The organism is Ruegeria sp. L12 (assembly GCF_056531745.1).
In genome coordinates this window covers 110,078-124,170 of record NZ_JBQFMH010000011.1, presented here as the reverse complement: position 1 = coordinate 124,170, position 14,093 = coordinate 110,078, and the positions used below count along the sequence as shown (strand labels likewise).

The 14,093-nt window shown below is 51.2% G+C and carries 12 protein-coding genes; 5 read left to right on the top strand and 7 right to left on the bottom strand.

The genetic code is table 11. From position 1 onward, the window contains the following. Window positions 1–486: 486 nt before the first annotated feature. Window positions 487–1,494 carry an AraC family transcriptional regulator gene (locus tag ACR0K9_RS17175; RefSeq protein WP_480825005.1) on the bottom strand — a complete coding sequence of 336 codons (1,008 nt, stop codon included), beginning with the start codon at window positions 1,492–1,494 and terminating at the stop codon, window positions 487–489. 133 nt (window positions 1,495–1,627) lie between these two features. Between ACR0K9_RS17175 and ACR0K9_RS17170 the strand changes: the two genes are divergently transcribed. From ACR0K9_RS17170 to ACR0K9_RS17155, 4 genes are all read left to right on the top strand, one after another. Beyond that, window positions 1,628–3,025: an amidohydrolase family protein gene (locus tag ACR0K9_RS17170; RefSeq protein ID WP_170367314.1), complete on the top strand. Its 1,398-nt coding sequence runs from the start codon at window positions 1,628–1,630 to the stop codon at window positions 3,023–3,025. Between the two features lie 26 nt (window positions 3,026–3,051). Next, complete coding sequence (locus ACR0K9_RS17165; RefSeq protein ID WP_170568696.1) at window positions 3,052–3,816, top strand: DUF3299 domain-containing protein; 765 nt, start codon at window positions 3,052–3,054, stop codon at window positions 3,814–3,816. Next, window positions 3,813–4,991: a carbohydrate porin gene (locus ACR0K9_RS17160; RefSeq protein ID WP_170568695.1), complete on the top strand. Its 1,179-nt coding sequence runs from the start codon at window positions 3,813–3,815 to the stop codon at window positions 4,989–4,991. Before ACR0K9_RS17165 ends, ACR0K9_RS17160 begins: the two co-directional genes overlap by 4 nt. Before the next feature lie 114 nt (window positions 4,992–5,105). Further along, window positions 5,106–5,486, top strand: coding sequence for a hypothetical protein (locus ACR0K9_RS17155; protein WP_170568694.1), 381 nt, complete (start codon window positions 5,106–5,108; stop codon window positions 5,484–5,486). Window positions 5,487–6,228: 742 nt separating this feature from the next. On the opposite strand, the gene ACR0K9_RS17150 is transcribed toward ACR0K9_RS17155, so the two are convergent. The 6 genes from ACR0K9_RS17150 to ACR0K9_RS17125 all read right to left on the bottom strand — a co-directional run bounded on the left by ACR0K9_RS17150 (window position 6,229) and on the right by ACR0K9_RS17125 (window position 13,057). Further along, complete coding sequence (locus tag ACR0K9_RS17150; RefSeq protein ID WP_170798966.1) at window positions 6,229–6,807, bottom strand: hypothetical protein; 579 nt, start codon at window positions 6,805–6,807, stop codon at window positions 6,229–6,231. Between the two features lie 227 nt (window positions 6,808–7,034). Then, window positions 7,035–7,520, bottom strand: coding sequence for a hypothetical protein (locus ACR0K9_RS17145; protein WP_480681858.1), 486 nt, complete (start codon window positions 7,518–7,520; stop codon window positions 7,035–7,037). Between the two features lie 44 nt (window positions 7,521–7,564). Then, the gene (locus ACR0K9_RS17140; RefSeq protein ID WP_480825003.1) at window positions 7,565–9,427 is read right to left on the bottom strand and encodes a TniQ family protein; all 1,863 of its coding nucleotides are present in this window, start codon (window positions 9,425–9,427) and stop codon (window positions 7,565–7,567) included. Beyond that, window positions 9,427–10,401 (bottom strand): TniB family NTP-binding protein, encoded by a 975-nt coding sequence (locus tag ACR0K9_RS17135; RefSeq protein ID WP_170541130.1) that lies wholly within the window; start codon window positions 10,399–10,401, stop codon window positions 9,427–9,429. The genes ACR0K9_RS17140 and ACR0K9_RS17135 overlap by 1 nt, the downstream gene beginning before the upstream one ends. Further along, entirely contained in the window at window positions 10,398–12,350 is a 1,953-nt protein-coding gene (locus ACR0K9_RS17130; RefSeq protein ID WP_480825001.1) for a Mu transposase C-terminal domain-containing protein, read from the bottom strand. Before ACR0K9_RS17130 ends, ACR0K9_RS17135 begins: the two co-directional genes overlap by 4 nt. Next, the gene (locus ACR0K9_RS17125) at window positions 12,347–13,057 is read right to left on the bottom strand and encodes a TnsA endonuclease N-terminal domain-containing protein (protein ID WP_170541136.1); all 711 of its coding nucleotides are present in this window, start codon (window positions 13,055–13,057) and stop codon (window positions 12,347–12,349) included. The genes ACR0K9_RS17130 and ACR0K9_RS17125 overlap by 4 nt, the downstream gene beginning before the upstream one ends. Window positions 13,058–13,116: 59 nt before the next feature. Here ACR0K9_RS17125 and ACR0K9_RS17120 point away from each other — a divergent pair, with 59 nt between their 5' ends. Next, window positions 13,117–13,959: a hypothetical protein gene (locus tag ACR0K9_RS17120; RefSeq protein ID WP_480824999.1), complete on the top strand. Its 843-nt coding sequence runs from the start codon at window positions 13,117–13,119 to the stop codon at window positions 13,957–13,959. Window positions 13,960–14,093: the final 134 nt, after the last annotated feature.

The following is a 14,093-nucleotide window of genomic DNA, read 5'->3' as shown; positions in this document are numbered from 1 at the left end:
AGTCGAGCACTCACCCTCAAAAACGCGCGTGCCATCCTCTTGCAGAACACACACTGCGCAATTGGTCAGGGACACGTCTAAGCCAACATAGTTTTTCATGGCTGTCTCTCCTTCAGCTCAAGGTTTTCGAGATACGACAATAGCCGTTCTCAATGCCCTTGAAGCCGAATGCTCAGCAGATACACCATGTCCGCTTTCTGCGCATTGCAGTCATTGGGGCGTCACGCAGCATTGGTCAAATTGGGCTCAATATTGCCGTTCTCTGCGGTCTGCGTTGTTGGTCGGTCGCAGCCCAAACCGGACCTTCGCAACCAAACTTTGCTAACTCCGAACTACACAACGAAACGGCCAGTTGCAGAGGTTGTATCGGCGGTGGCAACCAACCATTCATGTCGTCGACTAATCTGTTCAACGTCGCACTACAACTTCTCCGAACTGATCCCACGAGGACCTAATCTTCGAAGCGTTCATTTGGCTCGACCACATTTACTTGCTTCGGAACTTGGTCGGTGTCATTCCGGTCTGACTTCGGAAAAAGCGAGTGAAATGGGACTTGTCAGAATAGCCGAGCATCAGACCAATCTCCGCAATTGTCATCTGGTCTTCTTTGAGGTGCTCCTTGGCGACATCGATACGCAGCCGTTTGATTTCGCGCGGTAACGTTGTGCCTTGTTGTTGAAGCGCTTTCAGGAACCGTTCCGGCTGTATTCCCAGCAACCCGGCCACCATCTCCGGCCCCAAATCGGTTGCATCCAGTTTGCCGCGCAAGACAGAGCGCAAAGCAGCCACCATAGTTACTTCTTCATCTTGTCGCGGTGAGGCCATCGGCTTGGCAGAGCCGTCAAAGACATGGTGCAAAAACAACCATTCCACAGGAAAACTAATTTGCATTCCGGGATCGGTTCCAAGGCCAACCTCGATCCCTTTGTATTTGACAGGCAAACCATTGATGTATCTGCTTTCCCATCGCACACGCGAAGAGTCCCAGGAATCGCCGACGACGGTCTGCAACAGGCGTACATAGATTGCAGCACCAAAACCTGTTACCTGAACGGGTGGGATAGTTGGTTCCTGTTGCCTATCGATACGATAAGTCGCTTTGTCCGCTTCAATAATGAGGCTGTGCCGCACAGAATTGGACTCCTGAGGTACGAGCCCAACAAAGCGGGTAAAAAACTCGAACAGCGTCTTTGTGGTTCGCAGGGCTTGAGCGAACGGAGGCCACTCTTGCAGGTCAAACGACTCTCCTACATTCAGTCCAAGGTATCGATCCCCTGACACTTCTGAGAAAGCATTTACCAAGCCGTAAACCAACTCGGAGTGAACGAACACGGATGGGTTAGTCAACAGTTCGGCTTTCAAGCCGACCTGATCCAATGCTGGTTGCGGATTGATCTTACGTTCGGTGAGATATTGCAGAAAGGGAGCGGCTAAAGAGAGGCGAACAAAGCCCTCGCTATGCTCTCGGGAGGCGGAGTTGAAAGGCAAGCTCATAACCCTTGTTTGGATTAGCTTTAAGAAGTGGCCATTTTTGCAGTCACATTCGTACATCCTAATTCAAAAGGGGCAACCGAGCCAATGAATTCCAGACTATAGTTGGCAAAACATGAATATGAAGGGAGTACTTATGTCCGGCTTACGAATGTCTCTTTGCTCGACGGCAATTGTCGCGGCAGTTCTTTCTTTTTCGACGACCGCGCAGGCTCAGGATCAAGAAGAACCCCAAACGCTGTTTACCAACGTGCATGTCTTCGATGGCGTCAATGAACAGCGGATCGAAAATGCGAGCGTTCTGGTCGAGGGCAATCTGATCAAGTCCGTCTCAACCGATGCCATTGATGCGCCGAGTGCGAAGGTTATCGACGGTGGCGGACGTACTCTGACACCGGGCTTTATCGAGAATCACGCGCATCTGATGCTCATGGGGCCATCGATTGCCGAGATGGAAACCAACTCGACCTGGGAGGATTTCGCCATCCACGGGACACGGATGGCCGAAATGTACCTGATGCAGGGCTTCACGACCGTTCGCGATGCCGGGGGCGCTGGCGGTGGGCTGCGGCGCGCAATAGACGCCGGCCAGATCGTCGGCCCCCGCTTTTACCCTTCCGGGGCATTTCTCGGAACACGTGGTGGTCACGCCGATTTCGCATCCTTCACATCTCCGCCGGGCGGGGTGACCAATTTTGGCACTCTGAATATGGCCCAACAGGTCAACGGTGTTGATGAAATTTACATGTATGGCCGCAACAACCTGCGCATGGGTGCCACGCAATTGAAGTTCATGCAATCAGGTGGGGTGATTTCGGCATTCGATCCATGGCAGTTGCTCGCCGGTTCGAAAGAAGAGATCGAGGCCGCTGTTCAGGTTGCCAACGAGTACGGCACCTATGTCATGGCACATTCCTACCGCAAAGAAGCGATCATCAATGCCCTGAATGCAGGGGTCAGAACCATTGAACACGGATTTCACTTTGACTGCGAGATTTCTGCTTTGATGAAAGAAAAAGGAGCGTACATCACGACGAACATCACAGCATTTGATCCAGGCCTACTTGATGTTCCTTCCGTGAAAAACAACCCCAACAGTTTGAGGAAGGCCAAATCGGCCTCGGCGACCTTCGAAGCCTACATTCCAAGTATGAAGGAATGCCCGGCGCCGCGCGGTTTCCAAACCGATTGCGTCGGCTCGGTCGAAGCGTGCAACATCCAGATCGCCTACGAGAAACATCTGAATAACCATTTCTTCGGCCCCTATGCGTCGATGGTAACCCTAACTTCGGTAGGTGGCGAGATCGCGGCACTTAGCGGTGATTTCATGAACCCCTATCCGGAAGGCAAACTGGGTGTGATCGAAGAAGGCGCCTATGCCGACATCCTGCTGATAGACGGCAACCCCCTCGAAGACTTCTCTGTCGTTGGAACAGGCGATCAGTGGTTCGGTGCGGACCCGAGGCCGGACAGCCCGGAAACAATCCGCCTGATCATGAAGGACGGTGTGATCTACAAAAACACACTGGATTGACCAGATAAAGCAGCCGGAGAGCATTCATGCGAAATTGGTTTTGCTCCGCAGTATTTGCAGGGTTGGTTTTGTGCGGTTATGATGCTGCGGCGACGCCTGGAACCGCGTTGGACTGGGCAGATCTGCCAGATCCGTCTGCGCAGGTCTTTGATGACCCCTATCGTGAACTCAGCCCCGAACAGTTCGACGATGTTCTTTTCGTTGTGCGTATACGCGGCAGGTTGCAGCAGGAGGTTGGCAGCGCCGAAGAACGGCAGAAATGGCAATTGCTTTTAGCAGAGACCGAAGACGCCTTGGTGTCAGACGGAATTGACGTCGACTGGTTACTCGATCAGCGCGAGGTTGTGACTGAACGTCGAAGAAAGGCTGGAACGAGCGGAAACCCGCAATTCGACGGCAGAACAATCACACTCGCGGGCTTTGCCATTCCTGCTCCAAGCGATCCGGACGGTCGACCTGTGGCGTATTTGGTGCCAGAAAGAGGGATGTGCAGCCACGTGCCTCCACCTCCGCCTAACCAGATGATCCGTGTGCGGTTGAACGGGGACTGGGCGCCTAGCTATTTCCACGAACCCGTTCGGCTGACAGGCACGCTGACTATCGATCCTTCCGTTCATAATATGATGGTTGTGGATGGCCTCATGCCTATGAATGCGACTTTCCAGCTAGAGGCGGAACGTGTCGAAACTCTGGAAACCGAGGCAGACAGGTTGGAATGGAAGCAGCGTGCTGCTGATCGCATCCGCGCGGCAGGAAATCGCAAGACCGGTGGGGCACAGGCGTCAAAATGATAAGACTTCTGGTTGCCGCATTGAGCCTTGCATTTGCTGGCGCAGCGTCGGCTCAGGGACTATCCGGGCCATCTTCAGTCGAAGCCGATCTTGCGCCCGGAGACGGGCTCACCGATCCGCAATATCGTTCCGATTTTCCACGCAACATCGCACCGGGTTGGTTTCAGTGGAAAGACCGACTGGCTGAGGGTGGTTTTCGGTTCAACATTGACTACCTGGCATTGGGCCAAACCACGGATGCTGATCTGGGAACCGGCGAAGCAGCCAGCGGAATTGCGCGGTTCTACGGCAGTTGGCAGGCAACTGAACGGGGGTCTCTGACATTCAAGATCGAAGACAGGCACAGTTATACTGACGTTGCTCCGCAATTTCTCGGGCTGGATGGCGGAGCCCTTTCAATCACGGGAACAGCCTTCAATGACAACGGTTTGCTTCTGACCAATTTGTTCTGGACCCAAAGGGCTGAGAATGGGTCGTGGGCGCTGCAAGTCGGCCAGATTGATGTAACGGACTTTGTGGATATCTACGGGTTGGTAAGCCCCTACAGTGGTTTTCAAAACCTGTCTTTCAATACCAACCCGACAATCAACACGCCCAACCAAGGCCTTGGTATTGCCGGTGGGGTAAAGCTGAGCGAGAACCTCTACGCCGTTGCCAGCGTATCAGACGCAAACGCCGACCCGTCCGATCCAAACTTTGATGTGTTTAGCGACGGCAATCTCTTCAAGTCGCTCGAACTTGGGTACACGTCCGACTTTGATCGCATCTACTTCGACAATATCCATCTGACCCTCTGGCATGCGGATGCGGCTGACGATGGCAGTCGAGCAGAAGATTACGGCGCAGCGTTTTCCGCCGCATGGTTTGTTGACAATAAATGGATGCCGTTCTTCCGTGCAGGGGCCTCGAAGGGAACCGCAGCGCTTTATGAACGGTCGATTTCTGCCGGTCTCGGTTACTATGGTCGCAACACCGATTTGGCCGGTCTGGGCCTAAACTGGGCCGAAGCAAGAGGCATAGATGGCGATCAGTTCACGCTTGAAGCTTTCTACCGCTTTTCAATCTCACCCGGACTGCAGATCACGCCATCGGTACAATTCATTTCCGACCCGCTTCTAAATCCCGATCAGGACCGGATTACCCTGTTCGGTCTAAGAACCCGGATCGTTTTCTAATGCGGGGTGAAGGCAGTCACTAAGGGGTGTGCCAAAGGGCAACTAAGAGAGATCAAGCGCGTGCCGGAATTTTCAACGCCGGTCGAATGAAGTTGGGAAGCAAAGGAACAATCTATGAAGATTGCATACGGAATTCTTGCAGCCTTAGCAGTTGTGTTTTTCATCCTTGGAGGCAGCGATGCCCATGCCAAAGACAACAAGGGTAAAAAGCCGAACAAGGGGGGCAAGAACGGTGATGTCAGCATTCAGATAGAAGACAAACCCGGCATAGGCCCAAAAGCTGTACCACCTGGACAGATCAAGCGCTACACGCGCGGTGCCAAGCTCCCATCTGACCTGGAGTTCGAGGATATTGGGGACCTTTCCAAATGGAAGCTTGGGGAGCCGGGCAAAGGAAACCGCTACATTCTGGTCGATGACGAAGTCCTCGAAGTTACGAATGACCTGTCTACCGTGGTCGATGCCGTCGGCATCGTCGGTGATCTTCTAAATTAGGCGAAAGTACGATGTTTCAGGGCAAGAACTACCTCGTTTGCCCTGACGCTGGCCGGGGCGATCATTTGTGAACCCCGGCCCAAGTTCAAAACCCGGATCCGAGGCGCTACGATGATAAAGGCCCTTCTTGTTCTTTTTGCGCTTGCTACCTTTTCGTCAGCACGCGCCCTACTCGCTCAGGAAAACGGTGCAACTGAAGTCCCGCAAACAATACGCTTTGAGGGCTATGTATAGCCCAGTCGCGAAGCAGAACTGTCGCCTTTGGTGGACAATGTGGTCAACCGGACTTTGCAAAGTCTGCTTTCTGCGCATCGCAGACCTTTGAGTTCGAGGAAGCCCTTTGAACTTTGTGCTCACGGCTACCGCTGAAGGAATGTTCACGAGTGTCCGAGGTTCGGATCTAGCCGGTGGTTGGCTGACTAGAACGCAACCGCTCCATAATTGCGACTTATGTTAAATCTCGAACTCCCGGCATCCTGCCACAAAACCGGTGCGCGTTTTCGACAGTTTCAGGAAACCGAATGTTTCTTCCGGTGATGTCTTGAAGGAAGATGTACGCAGTATCCCAATTAAACTAGGTGCCTTGTTCAGGCGCGTGCGGAAAACCCGCAACCCATTTGTAATATTCCGACCGCAGTTGCCCAAGGAACTTACCTACATTCGAAATCCTTACCTCGGCACCACGTTCCAGCCTGCATCGCGTAGGGCGGGATCAATACGGTGTCGGTCTCTGTTTCGCTACTCACATCCATGACAATGCTCTTTCATGCAGCACTGTGAGAAGATCTTGCCTAATGTCCAATTGGACTTGAATTTGGTCCGCAAGTACGGCTTTGCGGCGCGCATCGACAGTTTCCATACGCTCCGCTCGCCAAGCGTCAATTTTATTTTCGCACAGAACATAGTCTATCAGAAGCTGTTCATCTTCCGACTTCCAATATTTTTGGCTACTCTGCCGTTTTAGCCGCGGCAGGCGCGGTACAGGTGGATCACGTCGCTTTGCGGACGACAAAACATCTGGGTGTGTTTTGTAAACACCTCGTTTTTTTCGTCGCTTGTTTATTGGTTTTTTGTCGAACTTCTGGGATTTGGGTGAGTTTTTGCGTTGTCGTCTGAGACTACGCATTTCAGTGCGCAATGCTTGAAAAGTCGCGGCGGGATCTTCATTTGCGAGCGGTTCACGCCGCCATCGCTCAAGAAATTTCTGCACGAAATCTTCCGTCTCGCGAGCGGACGCTGCGTCTTTGGTTTTGTCGGCCCTGTACTTGGCGGCGGTACGGTCAGGTTTGTAATTCGGATCGTAGTAATTTCGAAACGCCATTTTTCGAACATTTCCTAAATCATCGTGAATTAGTACGCCAATAGCAGTTTTGGCAATTTATCCAAATGACGCTCTCTCCCGTTGCCCGAAACAGCGGATATGCCGTGTCGAACTCGCATCATGACTCTTACGCACGTACGGAACGCGCGCGTGAAAAAAATGGGCGTGCATTCAGTATCTTGGAGATAACTGTGCCGTATCGATTATCAATGACATCGCCCTGAACGCTACCGAAGCTGATGATTGTACAAGTTGAGCCAAGTAGCAAAGTCTCCTTTAAGATCCATCGCGGAGCGATAAAAGGAATTGATCGTACCCATCTTGCAGAATTCCGAATGGAACGCGTCAGCAAAATCTTCACACTCATTGACCCCGTTCCAAAGAACATGTGCTTGAGTAATCTTCTCGCGGTTCAACAAGTCCCTATATTCCTGCGCCGCGAATTCCTTCCCAAGGTCAGTATGAATTGACTGAAGCCTGATGTTCCTACCCGCGTAAACTGGAAGAACACAGTTCTCCAGGAAAGAACTAGCAGAGCGAAAGCTCGAAGACGGAGAAATCGACGCGATAACCTCTCCTGAGTATTTTGCGGCAAAGACATCGAGGACTACACGCTCCGATTTATTGAAAAGCGTGAAAGAAAAACGGTCTTGGCACCCTTGGTTGCGCGTATCTCCAGTGAAGAGTTCGTTATGTCTGAGATGTTTACTCATCAGATGTTCCTTTTTGATAGTGAGGTTAGTTGGGGTGGACTCGGCTACGAGCACATCTTCGCCTCATCGCTTCTCAGACTTGCCGTACAGCTTTCGGCATCCAGAGATGGAAGTCCTTCGGAATTGGCTAAAGTCATGAGGTCTGACAGGCGTACTAGATGGCCTCTGCTTGTTTGGGCTTCCTTTTGTGCGCCAAAAGTCTCGATCTGGCTTTTCGCGAGAAGGCCGAGCAAGCGGCGCGAAGTTGTGCGGCGTGACCCAGCAAGTACTGCGAGAGGCACGAAAGTAGATTGGAACCGCGCTAGCTGTTCCGGCGAGATCAAATAACCCTTGTTCGGACAATGCGAAACTTCGCGAGCTTCGAGCAGACCAAGCCTACACCAGTGCACGACTGATTGAGGTTTCCAACCAGTGATCCTGGCAACATCCTGAGCTGTCCAGTCTTTTGAAAACCGCCCTTTACTCAGCTCTCTTTCCACATCGCTTTTCAGATACTGGAACTTACCTAACAAGACTTCGCTATTGGTGTTTACAGGCACGATTTCACATTCAAAGATGCGCTGAAAAATTTGGATAAGCACCGAACGATCCGTTGTTCTGCGAAGATTTAGATCCGCAAAACTGATCGTCTCACCATCCCGTTGGACCGCGGAGGTTCTGATGAGAGCCAGCCGGTCTGCAAGGGCAATTTTGTCAAAGCCACCGTCAATCAACGGGGGACGATCTTCCAAAGCAATTTCGCTGACCACAGCGGCTTCACGCAAAAGCTCAAGCTGCTTCCGAGATACTCCAAGTAGGTTTCGAATTGTAGTGCCGTCGCAGTATCTTTCTCGATCAGCGAGGATGTTATGAACTTCCAGCCGAGGAATAACAGTATGAGTGTGCCCATATCCGCTCCGGCTTTGTTTGCCGGCAATCTGTTTCTTTTGAACCGCCTCAACCAGCCTCTGCGACGTGATCCCAATCTCTTGAGCAGCTTCCTTGGCAGACACCCATTCTCTTGATTCATCGACTTGCAATGAACCGAGATAGGTTCCGCTGAACTCTTTTGAAACAACTCCACCCAAGGCCTTGTGAAATGGTTCATATGCAGGATCTTTGAATTGCATGAACCGCTGATACCAACTTCCCAATCTTGCAGGCGCGGAGTTCAATGCCGGATCAGCTTTTACCAGGCGTTCGCGAATGTGATCTTCAAAACCGTTTGGCCAGTTTTCTAATAGCGAAGCAACCGGCTCAAGCAGCACAACAGCCTCCTCTACTGTTCTCGGCATTTTAGTCTTAAGAGCCTTGCCCGTTCGATTTGTTGAGAAGGACGAGGCTAAGAAATGAACAAAACGGCCGATATCTGCTGGAGGACTGGACACCAACTGCGTCGGAAGACCTGAGACATCGCTTGATTGAATGCCCGAAATCAACTGCGAGATTAGAACCTCATGTCGCGGCGCTGTCTGCACTGGAAGTCTCGACAGAGCCGTTCCGCAAGAACATTTTCCGTGCCCTCCATTTTCGGGCGTAAGAGCCTCTGAGCATCGCGGGCAGGTATCTTCCAATCTGCACGTGTGCTCAGGGCACGCAGTTACCAGCGTGTGACGCCAGCTTTGGTGATAGACCTTACCGTCTGCGATACAGATTGGGCACACTGGGTCAGACCAGTGCCGGTCATATTGCCACTCGCGGCATGCGTCTTTTGGCTTGGCTTCCGGTGCGATTGCCGCGAGCTCGCCCGCAGGTAATCCACATTTGCGCTCCAAGTCATCAATGCTCTCGATCAGGCGGCGCCCGTACCTGATACCAAGCTCCGAGAAGAAATCCCCCGTGTCGATGAATGCGTTGAAAGCAGACAATCTGCGAAGGAAGCCGAGAAGACTTTCATCAGGTTGTGGATTTGTTGTTCTGGCCAGCATCAATAGTGTTCCAACACTGAAAATTCTTCCGTCGTGGAAGGTGCAAGCTCAAGGTCAGCTTCCTTCATGACGTTTACGAACGACCGGACCAAATCCAGTTCTTCGATATCATCAGATTCAAAGAAAAAATCTGGACGGTGTTGGGCTTGGAGAACGGAGTTCGCTGCCTTGGCGAGACTTGCGTAGCTCAACACGTCATTCTCGACGTAGGCGATTGCCCCGTGCAAGACGCGCATGACGATCCCAACGCGGCCGCCAGACACTCCGTACAGGCGCACCACAATGTCATGGGGGTCAAAGTCAAACTCTAAACCGGCTTCTTGCAAGCTGTTGAGTGGCGTTGCGATAGCGCCAGCGAAGTTGGTTTTTTCCTCTTCAACAGACCAGGAATAAGGCAACATGTAAGTGGATTTCATTGCCCGATCACGGCACTGTTCGTTCTCATCCAAAATTCTCTGAAACTTGGGCAACCCGCAGAGGACCAGCGTCACACCTGTGTTGTCCACGAGGCGTTTGAAATGGTCGGTAACGCCCCGCTTTGACAGCCGTTCACCACGTTCGGCGCAGTGATTGCACTCGTCCATCGCAATGACACGAATGCCCTTGCTCGTAATTTCCTTGTATAGCTGTGCCTCGATCTCTGACGCAGATGACCCTCTCTTACCGCTCAGTTCCAGCGAAGCCAGCATGGATCGAACAAGCATTTTGTCATTTGGCTTGTTGGGGATGGAACCGATGACAAAATCGCTGTCATAGACCCATCCCTGGTATTCAGTTGTTGGCTTACCGATAGTATCCCGCAGATCCTCGAGCATCCGACTTTTTCCGCACCTTGTGGGACCAAGGAAGGGCACGATTGACCCACCGAGCCGCTGTGCAAGGCTAATGGCTTCAATCAGTTCACTGCGCGTTTGTTGATACAAGGCGTGATAGACGGCTTGTTTCAGGACGTGACTGTAGTTCTGGTGACTCAACTGTGCCTCCGGGTTGATTTTTTCGGCATGTTCCCGGGCAAGCTAACTGTCGGCTTGATCCGTTTGCGTTTGGCTGAGTTGGTGGGATCTTGACCGGGTAGGCGATCCGAACGTTCAATTAGCTCTTTGTTGCGGGTCGCTGCGATCTGCTTTGCCCGGCGCTTCTTCGACGTAAGTTTGTCAGCCTTGTCTTTGAAGTCTTCGTAAATTTGAAGTTCGGCTAGAATTGCCTGCGTTTCGATTTCCTCCACATCAGGCGTGCGCAACGCTTTTCGTGCGAAATCCAACTGCGCAAATGACAACGCGGGGCAGTTTTCTCTCTTTGTAGGGACAAAAAAGTGTTCGTGAGCCAGTTCGTCCCAGACAGCGATTTCTCGGATGTCATTTGGGTCGTACCGGATCTGAACCTTGTTTCTTACTCCAACGCGCTCAAGATAGTTCTTCAGCTCGCACGAGGCGTACCGAATGTTCTTGAACATGATGCCATCTCGTTCGGCGACACGAACTGCCTCTTCAACCATAAACATTTCTCTGACTTGGACCGCAGATGGCGCGGGGGGAAGTAAGTGGCGTCTACTCAGTCTGTTCCATGCGGCAACGGGAGACTCATTGGTCCGTAGGATGTTTTGCACTCGCCGTCTTTGCTTTTGAGCGTAAATGTCATAACGCCACCTTTGAAGCATTTCTTCGACTTCGCGAATGGTATAGACAGCTTCTGCTTCCGCGATTTTTGTGCGTTTTTTCGCGCCAATTTCTGAAGTTTGGGAGGCCCCCTGAAACTGGGTAATAAATCGACTTAGTTCTCGGAAAAACCTCTCAATGAATGGCTTCTTATCTGGCTGGCCTGGAACGCACTTCAACCAGTCTTGTGCCGAGGCCGACAGGACTGACCCAATAATATCGCCAGAGTTTTCTGAGCCTTGGTCTGATACCGTCAATTGTGGCGTACCGACGGCCTGAAACCTGTTTTGGATTTTGTAGCGATCAAAGAACGCATCCGTTTTGGGTACGAAAACCTCCTTCATGGTTCTCGCGGTCAGACTGGATGATGGAGCGCCCCAAGACACTTGAAGGCCCAGAATCAGGCCCGTTGCGCAATCGATTACCGCACACACTGTTGGACGTCCTACTGGATCTCCGTCATCATCTACGCACCACATGTCCAAAGTGGTGGAGTCCGCCTCAAGACGTGCGAACGGAACTTCAACTTTCTGGAGATTCATCGCGAGCAAGTATTGTTTTCTTGCTTCCGCACTGCCGAGCCTAAGTTTCACAACATCTGCATGTGGCAATAGCTGAATAATCGCGTTTACACATTTGCTACCGCATGGTCCGGGCTTGAGATCCAGTTCTTCACATTTTTTCTGATACTTTGCTTTGGCAAGCCTTGCGAGAGACGTAACCGTCATGCGATCCGAAGTCAGAAACCGTTCTTCGAGCAGATCGTAAGTGACTTCTTCAAACAAGAAGTCGTATCTGGGCGCTCGGTTGCCTTTGTTCGTGTGTTTGGGTCGAAGCCCTGCATCGCCTTTTGAACGGTCCAGCTTATCCCAGGATTGAACAGTCCTTAGTGAGGGAAAACCATTAGCTCGGAAAGACGTGTATTTGTCATCCAAGAAGTCTAGTACAAGTCGATTGTAGGCTGCCTGCCAAGTGAGACCACCTCCTCTATGCACTCTGATCGCTGTGATAACACGTTTTTTGAAGCTTAGTTCTTTCTGCTCAGAAGCGTTGAGCATTCGGCGCAGTGACCTGGCATCTGCGTTCGGATCGAACGCCATCTCGGAATGAATGAGTTCTCTGAATCTCTCAAAGCTGATGTGCGAATAAACACCGTCCTTGTCAGTCAAGGAGACTGAACCGTCGCGCACTCCAATTTCTACTACGGTGAAGGTCTGTTCTTCGATCAGAACATGCCAGCCAATATACTGTCGCTGAACGTGGGTCACAGCTCGATGATCTCCAGATGATTTGTTTTGGGAGTTGGGTTCAAAGACGCAAACGAAGCCGGCCCAAGACGTCGACTAAAAAGATCCACTGCAAGAAACCCGGAAAGGATAGCGCAAAGGAGTTCGTCCGAACCAAGATCAAACTCGGAGATCAGCTGACCAAGACGGACACTTTCGGTTGGCACTTCAGCAAGGACTTCTAGAGTTTTCTTCGTTGGTGGCCTGTCAATAACAGCCTTCAGCGTGCGGACGTTGTGAGCCACGATTTCCGTTAGCGTTTCGTCTGTAATCAGTGTCCAATGATGGCCAACAGATTTGAAAAACTTTGGCAAAAAATCCCGATGAAGGTCCTCGTTGACCCACCTTTCAGCTTTGGTTTCAACGAAAGCTGCTCGACCATCCCGCATTCTGACGAGGAAGTCGGGTGTGTAAGGCTTGGGGCGATAGCGCTTTCCGACAAACTCATCGATAAGATTCTCTTTTTTCGCATAAGACCTTCCCGATAGAAGATCATATGTGCAAGGTTGGGGCCGGAAACTGGCTACACGCGGATCCAACGCCAGCGCAAAAGCAGTCGTGGCCTCCAATGTGCTCTCCAATTGGATGTATCCAGCACATTTCGGAGCACTGACGTAATTTGCTCTCTTTTTTTGCCCCGCTTTTCTTACGATGCGGGATGTTGGGTGTGATTTGGGGTCTTTTTTCATGAATAGATGCCTACAATATTGGCATCTCCAATATCAATACAATATTGGCGCGGCCAATAATGGATAAATTTATGGTGCAACAAGGCAACAGCCTCGAGAGCGTGGCAAAAAGAGAAAACTGGATAGAATTTGGAGGTGCTTTGTCCGACGCCATGGACAACCCGAGCGCTTATGGACTTCGAACATCCAACGAAGTCCTTAAAAACATTTCAGATTTAACCGGAAGAAGACCTCACAGCCTCAAGAACCCGCTCTATGTAAGCAGATGGTTAAAAGATAAACATCCTGAGGTTTACGAAGCCAAACCTGCCTGGCTGGGTATGACGCTGGTTATGTATTTGATGAAAATAGAAGAGTTGGATGCCGCAGAAGCAAAAAAGATAACGCCGAAAGTTTTTGAAGGTCAGATGAAGCAGATCGAGCTCAAGGCTATCTTCGACGACCTTAGAGAAAGAAAAAGCGATCCTTCCATAACGACCGGAAGTATAGAGCTTTCCGCGCCTCAAAGAGCACAACGATTTAACGACTTTGTTGACGACTACCTTAAGCGCTTTGGGGCTGAATTCTTTGAATCGGACAGCGTATCTGTCCAGCCCGGAAGAATTATCGATCCTATAAGCCCGGACCTTGTTGTGAACCTGAGTTCTGGAGAGCGTATTGCAGTAGAAGTAAAATCTTACCGAAACCGGGTAGACCGGCATCAGTTCATAACAACACTTGGGTATTTGGCATTAATTCAAAAACTTGTGCCCGAAATTCTCATGATTGTGCCCGAAGGAAGCGCATATGACTTGCGAAAGATGTCCGATCTGCGCGACAAACTCTCCTTAAAGGGTATTCGCTTTGCGACATTGCCCGAAAAGAGGGCGGAGCGCGTCGGCGATCTAGTGATTGAAGACTAACCGACGACGCAGAATACTTCGCCAGAGAGGACGGCTTTTGAGATTTTGGAAACATGAACACAATATTGCCAATTGGTGCAGCTAAATCGCTCTCAGTGGTGGTCAGCTGGCTCATCAATCCTTTCAAAAGAAAT

Bases quoted from the DNA above. Each gene is read 5' to 3' on its own strand.
- ACR0K9_RS17165 (WP_170568696.1), top strand. From the start codon at position 3,052: ATGCGAAATTGGTTTTGCTCCGCAGTATTTGCAGGGTTGGTTTTGTGC.
- ACR0K9_RS17175 (WP_480825005.1), bottom strand. From the start codon at position 1,494: ATGAGCTTGCCTTTCAACTCCGCCTCCCGAGAGCATAGCGAGGGCTTT.
- ACR0K9_RS17155 (WP_170568694.1), top strand. From the start codon at position 5,106: ATGAAGATTGCATACGGAATTCTTGCAGCCTTAGCAGTTGTGTTTTTC.
- ACR0K9_RS17160 (WP_170568695.1), top strand. From the start codon at position 3,813: ATGATAAGACTTCTGGTTGCCGCATTGAGCCTTGCATTTGCTGGCGCA.
- ACR0K9_RS17170 (WP_170367314.1), top strand. From the start codon at position 1,628: ATGTCCGGCTTACGAATGTCTCTTTGCTCGACGGCAATTGTCGCGGCA.
- ACR0K9_RS17145 (WP_480681858.1), bottom strand. From the start codon at position 7,520: ATGAGTAAACATCTCAGACATAACGAACTCTTCACTGGAGATACGCGC.
- ACR0K9_RS17125 (WP_170541136.1), bottom strand. From the start codon at position 13,057: ATGAAAAAAGACCCCAAATCACACCCAACATCCCGCATCGTAAGAAAA.
- ACR0K9_RS17150 (WP_170798966.1), bottom strand. From the start codon at position 6,807: ATGGCGTTTCGAAATTACTACGATCCGAATTACAAACCTGACCGTACC.
- ACR0K9_RS17120 (WP_480824999.1), top strand. From the start codon at position 13,117: ATGGATAAATTTATGGTGCAACAAGGCAACAGCCTCGAGAGCGTGGCA.
- ACR0K9_RS17140 (WP_480825003.1), bottom strand. From the start codon at position 9,427: ATGCTGGCCAGAACAACAAATCCACAACCTGATGAAAGTCTTCTCGGC.